This is a genomic window from Streptomyces sp. NPDC058964, assembly GCF_042741275.1.
Classification (GTDB): Bacteria; Actinomycetota; Actinomycetes; order Streptomycetales; family Streptomycetaceae; genus Streptomyces.
Genome location: NZ_JBHYKH010000582.1, coordinates 1 through 5377, shown reverse-complemented (window position 1 = coordinate 5377; position 5377 = coordinate 1). Strand labels below are relative to the sequence as shown.

7 protein-coding genes are annotated in these 5377 nt (G+C 73.1%); 4 read left to right on the top strand and 3 right to left on the bottom strand.

Going from position 1 to position 5377, the window contains the following annotated elements:
* Window positions 1-382: 382 nt before the first annotated feature.
* The 3 genes from ACFW2E_RS40760 to ACFW2E_RS40750 are packed head-to-tail and all read right to left on the bottom strand — an operon-like array spanning window position 383 to window position 2403.
* Window positions 383-1291 carry an aminoglycoside phosphotransferase family protein gene (locus ACFW2E_RS40760; RefSeq protein WP_384475337.1) on the bottom strand — a complete coding sequence of 303 codons (909 nt, stop codon included), beginning with the start codon at window positions 1289-1291 and terminating at the stop codon, window positions 383-385.
* 42 nt (window positions 1292-1333) lie between these two features.
* Window positions 1334-1843 carry a ferritin-like domain-containing protein gene (locus ACFW2E_RS40755; protein WP_384475334.1) on the bottom strand — a complete coding sequence of 170 codons (510 nt, stop codon included), beginning with the start codon at window positions 1841-1843 and terminating at the stop codon, window positions 1334-1336.
* Window positions 1840-2403 (bottom strand): hypothetical protein, encoded by a 564-nt coding sequence (locus ACFW2E_RS40750; protein WP_384475331.1) that lies wholly within the window; start codon window positions 2401-2403, stop codon window positions 1840-1842. The genes ACFW2E_RS40755 and ACFW2E_RS40750 overlap by 4 nt, the downstream gene beginning before the upstream one ends.
* Before the next feature lie 196 nt (window positions 2404-2599).
* Between ACFW2E_RS40750 and rimP the strand changes: the two genes are divergently transcribed.
* From rimP to ACFW2E_RS40730, 4 genes are all read left to right on the top strand, one after another.
* A complete protein-coding gene (gene rimP, locus ACFW2E_RS40745) occupies window positions 2600-3103 on the top strand; it encodes a ribosome maturation factor RimP (RefSeq protein WP_384475328.1) in 504 nt (167 codons plus the stop codon).
* Between the two features lie 2 nt (window positions 3104-3105).
* Window positions 3106-4092, top strand: coding sequence for a transcription termination factor NusA (nusA, locus tag ACFW2E_RS40740; protein WP_384475325.1), 987 nt, complete (start codon window positions 3106-3108; stop codon window positions 4090-4092).
* Window positions 4093-4205: 113 nt separating this feature from the next.
* Window positions 4206-4490, top strand: a complete 285-nt coding sequence (locus tag ACFW2E_RS40735; protein ID WP_384475322.1) for a YlxR family protein — start codon at window positions 4206-4208, stop codon at window positions 4488-4490.
* A gap of 146 nt (window positions 4491-4636) precedes the next feature.
* Window positions 4637-5377 (top strand): translation initiation factor IF-2 N-terminal domain-containing protein (locus ACFW2E_RS40730; protein WP_384475319.1); only part of this gene is annotated, 741 nt, incomplete at its 3' end.

Below are 5377 nucleotides of genomic sequence, written 5' to 3'. Positions count from 1 at the left end.
CCCCGACCCCGTGCACGGGGTCGGGGAACGGCCCCGACCACGACAAGCGTGTACCGCACGGGGTGCGGCCGGTTGCGGGGACGCCGGTGTGCGGCGGTCCGTGCCGTGACCGAGGGCGGCAGCGGTTCCGTCTGAACTACGCGTCGAGTGGCGGTTGTTCCGGTGGATGTCCGACTTGTTCCGGACGGAGTGCCGTCGGGCCGTCGTCATGTGGCGGTCGTCGCCATGGGCGGGGACGGCGCGTTCCGTCCGGAGGCGTAGGAGGCGTAGGAGGCGCAGGAGACGTTCGTCGAGGTGAACCGGGCGCCCGCGCCCACGGGTTGCCGGCCGCGAACGGCGAAGTCGGCCCGCCCGACGCGTCCTGGACGTCGGCCGGGTACACCTAGAGCCAGCTTGCGAACTCCAGCAGCAGTTCCGCGTCGCGGTCCCGCCCCACCCGGCGTGCCCGTACCCCGGACTCCACCGCCCGGAACAGGGTCCAGCCGCGCAGCCGCTCCTGGTCCACCTCGAGCGACTCGGCGAGCCGCTTGATCCGCCGACGGGTCGTCGCCGCTCCGGACGGTGAGGCGATCAGGTCCTCCACCCGGTCGCGCACCAGTCGCGCCAGGTCGAACGCGCACTCGCCGACCACCGGGTCCGGGCCCACCGCCAACCACGGCGACCGTTCGCCGGCGAGCACCTTGCTCTGCCGGAACGTGCCGTGCAGCAACCGGTGTTCCGGCGGCGTGGCCAGCAGTTCCTCGCGGGCCGCGAGCGCGCTCTCGACCAGCCGGCCGGCCTCCGGATCGGCCAGACCACTCGCCCGCATCGCCACCGCCTGCCGGCCGGTCCGCTCGGCCACGGTCTCGAAGTGGTGAGCGGCGTCGTCACCGGGCGGTTCCACCCACAGCCGCCGCAGCGTCCCCGCTGCCTCCAGCAGCGCCTTCGCCTCCGGCAGCGAGCGCAGCGACACGTCCGGGTGCAGCCGTTCGAGCAGCAGTACGCCCTCACCGGTGCGGGATTCCAGCAGTTGCACGGCGCCCAGACCGTCCCAGTGCGCGAGCGCCGCCCGTTCACTCTCCGGCCGGGCCCGGGGCGGGGCCAGCTTCAGGACGGCCGGGTTCCCGTCGGGGCGCCGCACCAGCACGACCAGGCTGCTGCGCCCGCCCGGCACCTGGACCCGTTCGACCGTCAACTCGCGTAGCGCGACGGCTTGTCGGGCCGCCTCCGGCAGCTTCTCCAGCCAGTCGTCACCCTGGGGCGCCGTCTCACCGAGCGCCCGTACCAGGCGCTGCGGCGGTTCGAAAGCCATGCGCGAGTCGTTCCCTTCCTGCTGTACCGGGCGGCGTACGGATCACGCCGTCGCTGACGCCGAGGCCGAGGGCGCGGCCGCACCGGCCACCTCGTCCGCCCGCTCGGCGAGACCAGGGAAGGCTACGCCGTCCCCGCGCCAGCGCACCGCGCGGACCGCGGCTTCGCGCAGCGCCGCCGAGGCCTCGCCACGTCGTGCGCCGGTGGTCGCCCGCACCAGGTCGGAGTACACACCGGCCACTCGGTCCTCCAGCTGGGCGGCGAGCCGGACCGCCGCGGCGGAGTCCGGCACCGGGAACGGCAGGGCGTACGCGGCGCTCGCGGCGACGGGCTCACCGCCCAGGTCGCGCACCTCGCGCACCAGCGCGTCCCGCCGGGCGCGGTGCGCGTCGTAGGCCGCCCGAGCCTGAGTCAGCCGTGCCTCGCCGATCCGCCCGCCGACCACCCCGTAGCCGTACACCGCCGCGTGCTCGGCGGCCAGGGCCGCCTGCAGGGCCTTCAGCGCGTCGTCCTCGGCGGTGTCGCCCGCCTTGTCGCCTGCCCTGTCGCTCACTTTTCACCCTCCGTCAGCAGATACGCGTGAGCCGCCCCGGCCGCCGCCACCGACGCGAGCAGCCGTGCCGGCTCGGCCGGGACGTCCAGGAGGGCCTTGGCCCGCCGGTCGGCCAGGGACCGTTCGGCGGCGGCGAGGCCGGCCAGGGCGTCCTTCTTGCCGGCCGGGACGGTCGGCGAGGCGGTCGGGGATGTGGACGGGGCGGCCGACGCGGACGCGGGGTGCGAGGCGGAGCCGGAAGGCTCCGGCGACCGCGACGCGGCGGGCGCGCCCTCCGCGAACGCCTTGGCGTGCAGCGCGACCTCGGCACGCAACGGCCGCAACCGCTCCGCGAGCGCCGGATGCGCGGCGATCACGGCGTCGTACTGCTCCACGAGCTCCAGGCTGTCCCGCGCGGCACGCGCGCTTGCCCGCTCGGTGACCGACGGGCCGCCGCCCGTACCGCCGTCCGGGTCGGCACCGGGGGAGCACCCCACGAGGAGGGCGGCCCCCGCGGCCGAGGCGAGCAGGGATCTTCTGCGCGGCCCCGAGGGGGTGCGCGACGGTGGGGGCAACGGCACGGCAGACGTCCTCGGGAACTCGTTCGAAGAATAGGGGCGGGCACGCCAGTGATCACGGTACCCGCGCACCCGTCCGGCACCAGTCACCGGCACCGGCCGGCCGCTGGTGGACGGCAACACTCCCTGCGACCGGATACCCTTTGACCAGACACGCGACCCATCCCACAACAGCACACGCGGCCGAGGAGTCACCCGGATGAGCACCACTCAGAGCGAGAGGCTGCGAGAACTACTGGAACCGCTCGTCACCTCACAGGGCCTGGATCTCGAAGAGATCGCCGTGGACTCCGTCGGACGCAAGCGAGTGCTGCGCGTGGTCGTCGACTCCGACACCGGTGCCGACCTGGACCGGATCGCCGATGTGAGCCGCGCGCTCTCGGCGAAGCTCGACGAGACCGACGCGATGGGCGAGGGCGCGTACGACCTGGAAGTCGGCACCCCGGGCGCGGAGCGTCCCCTCACGGAGCACCGCCACTACGTGCGTGCCGTCGACCGACTGGTGAAGTTCCAGCTGAGCGAGGGCGGCGAGCTGGTCGCCAGGATCCTGCGGGTCGACGACGAGGGCCTCGACGTCGAGGTGCCCGGGATCAAGGGCCGCAAGGCCACCGCCCGCAGACTCGCCTTCCCCGACATCGACAGGGCGCGCGTGCAGGTCGAGTTCAACCGCAAGGACAGGAACGAGAAGGAAGAGGAGGCGTAGCCGTGGACATCGACATGAGTGCCCTGCGGGGTTTGGTCCGGGAGAAGGAGATCTCCTTCGACCTGCTGGTCGAGGCGATCGAGTCGGCCCTCCTCATCGCCTATCACCACACCGAGGGAAGCCGCCGACACGCGCGCGTGGAGCTCAACCGGGAGACCGGGCATGTGACCGTGTGGGCGAAGGAGGACCCCGAGGACCTCGAAGAGGGCCAGGAGCCCCGCGAGTTCGACGACACCCCGTCCGGCTTCGGCCGTATCGCCGCCGCCACCGCCAAGCAGGTGATCCTGCAGCGGCTGCGCGACGCCGAGGACGACGCGACGCTCGGCGAGTACGCCGGCCGTGAGGGTGACATCGTCACCGGTGTGGTCCAGCAGGGCCGGGACCCCAAGAACGTGCTCGTCGACATCGGCAAGCTGGAGGCCATCCTGCCGGTGCAGGAGCAGGTGCCGGGGGAGACCTACCCGCACGGCATGCGCCTCCGCTCGTACGTCGTCCGGGTGGCCAAGGGTGTCCGCGGTCCCTCGGTCACGCTTTCGCGTACGCACCCCAATCTGGTGAAGAAGCTCTTCGCCCTGGAGGTGCCGGAGATCGCCGACGGGTCCGTCGAGATCGCCGCGATCGCCCGTGAGGCCGGTCACCGAACCAAGATCGCCGTCCGTTCCACCCGGTCGGGCCTGAACGCCAAGGGCGCCTGCATCGGCCCCATGGGCGGCCGGGTGCGCAACGTCATGGGCGAGCTGAACGGCGAGAAGATCGACATCGTCGACTGGTCGGACGACCCGGCCGAGATGGTGGCGAACGCGCTGTCGCCCGCGCGCGTGTCCAAGGTCGAGGTCGTGGACATGGCGTCCCGGTCCGCCCGGGTCACCGTGCCGGACTACCAGCTCTCGCTGGCGATCGGCAAGGAAGGGCAGAACGCCCGGCTCGCCGCCCGCCTCACCGGATGGCGGATCGACATCCGTCCCGACACCGAGCAGCCGGGGGAATAGATCTCAGCCTGTAGTGGCTCAGATCTCGTCAGTTATATCGCGGCAACTGTTCGAGTCCTTATCCGAAAGGGTGAGGTCGCCGCGGGGAGGTAGACTTAGCTGTGTCTGGCCGGATGGACGTCCCAGTATGCCCTGAACGCACCTGTGTGGGGTGCCGGGAGCGTTCGGCCAAGACGGAGCTGCTGCGCATCGTGGCGACCGGGGACGCGTGTGTCCCCGATCCTCGCGGTACGCTGCCCGGCCGGGGCGCCTATGTGCACCCCGTCTTGGTCTGTCTCGACCAGGCGGTACGCCGCCGGGCGTTCACGAGGGCGCTGCGCGCCCCGGGAGCGCTCGACACAAAGGCGTTGCGCCAGTACGTCGAGCAGACGACAGTTGCCGAGCAGGCAACACCGTAAGAAGCGTCGCACGGAACGTCCGCGCGGCTCTGGTACCCCGCGAGTTGGAAGTAGGTCGAGATTGCGATGAGCACTCGATGAGCACGCGATGAGTACGCCCATGAAGTAGCAACGGTCCGGACGCACCCGGACCTAAAAGGAGCGAAGTGGCTAAGGTCCGGGTATACGAACTCGCCAAGGAGTTCGGGGTTGAGAGCAAGGTCGTCATGGCCAAGCTCCAGGAACTCGGTGAATTCGTCCGTTCGGCGTCCTCGACGATCGAGGCGCCCGTTGTACGCAAGCTGACAGACGCCTTCCAGGGTGGTGGCGGCAAGTCCGCCGGCAAGCCCGCCCCGCGCAAGGCTGCCCCCAGGCCCGCCGCGCCCTCTCCGGCGCAGGCGGCACGTCCGGCTGCCCCCAGGCCGGCCGCCCCCAAGCCTCCCGCGGCCCCGCAGCCCGCGGCACCCGCGGCTCCGGCCCCGGTTACTCCCGCGCCGGCCGCAGGCCCGCGTCCGGTGCCGGGTCCCAAGCCCGCGCCGCGCCCGGCTCCGGCCGCGCCCGAGTTCACGGCCCCGCCGTCGGCCCCGGCCCCGGCTCCGGCCGCCGCGCAGGGTCCGCGTCCCGGTGCCCGTCCGGGTTCCGGTGGTCCGAAGCCGGGTGCCCGCCCGGCCGGGCCCGGCCAGGGCCAGGCCCGTCCGGGCCAGGGCGGTTCGCGTCCCGGCGGCCAGGCCCCGCGCCCGGGTGCCCGTCCGGCCGGTCCGCGTCCGGGCAACAACCCCTTCACCTCCGGCGGCAACGCCGGCATGGCGCGCCCGCAGGCGCCCCGTCCGCAGGGCGGGCCGCGTCCGGGTGGACCCGGTGCTCCCGGCGGCGGCCCGCGTCCGCCGGCACCCGGAGGCCAGGGCGGC

Coding starts and splice junctions, on each gene's coding strand:
- ACFW2E_RS40760 (WP_384475337.1), bottom strand. CDS start 1,291: ATGGCTTTCGAACCGCCGCAGCGCCTGGTACGGGCGCTCGGTGAGACG.
- rimP (WP_384475328.1), top strand. CDS start 2,600: ATGAGCACCACTCAGAGCGAGAGGCTGCGAGAACTACTGGAACCGCTC.
- ACFW2E_RS40735 (WP_384475322.1), top strand. CDS start 4,206: ATGGACGTCCCAGTATGCCCTGAACGCACCTGTGTGGGGTGCCGGGAG.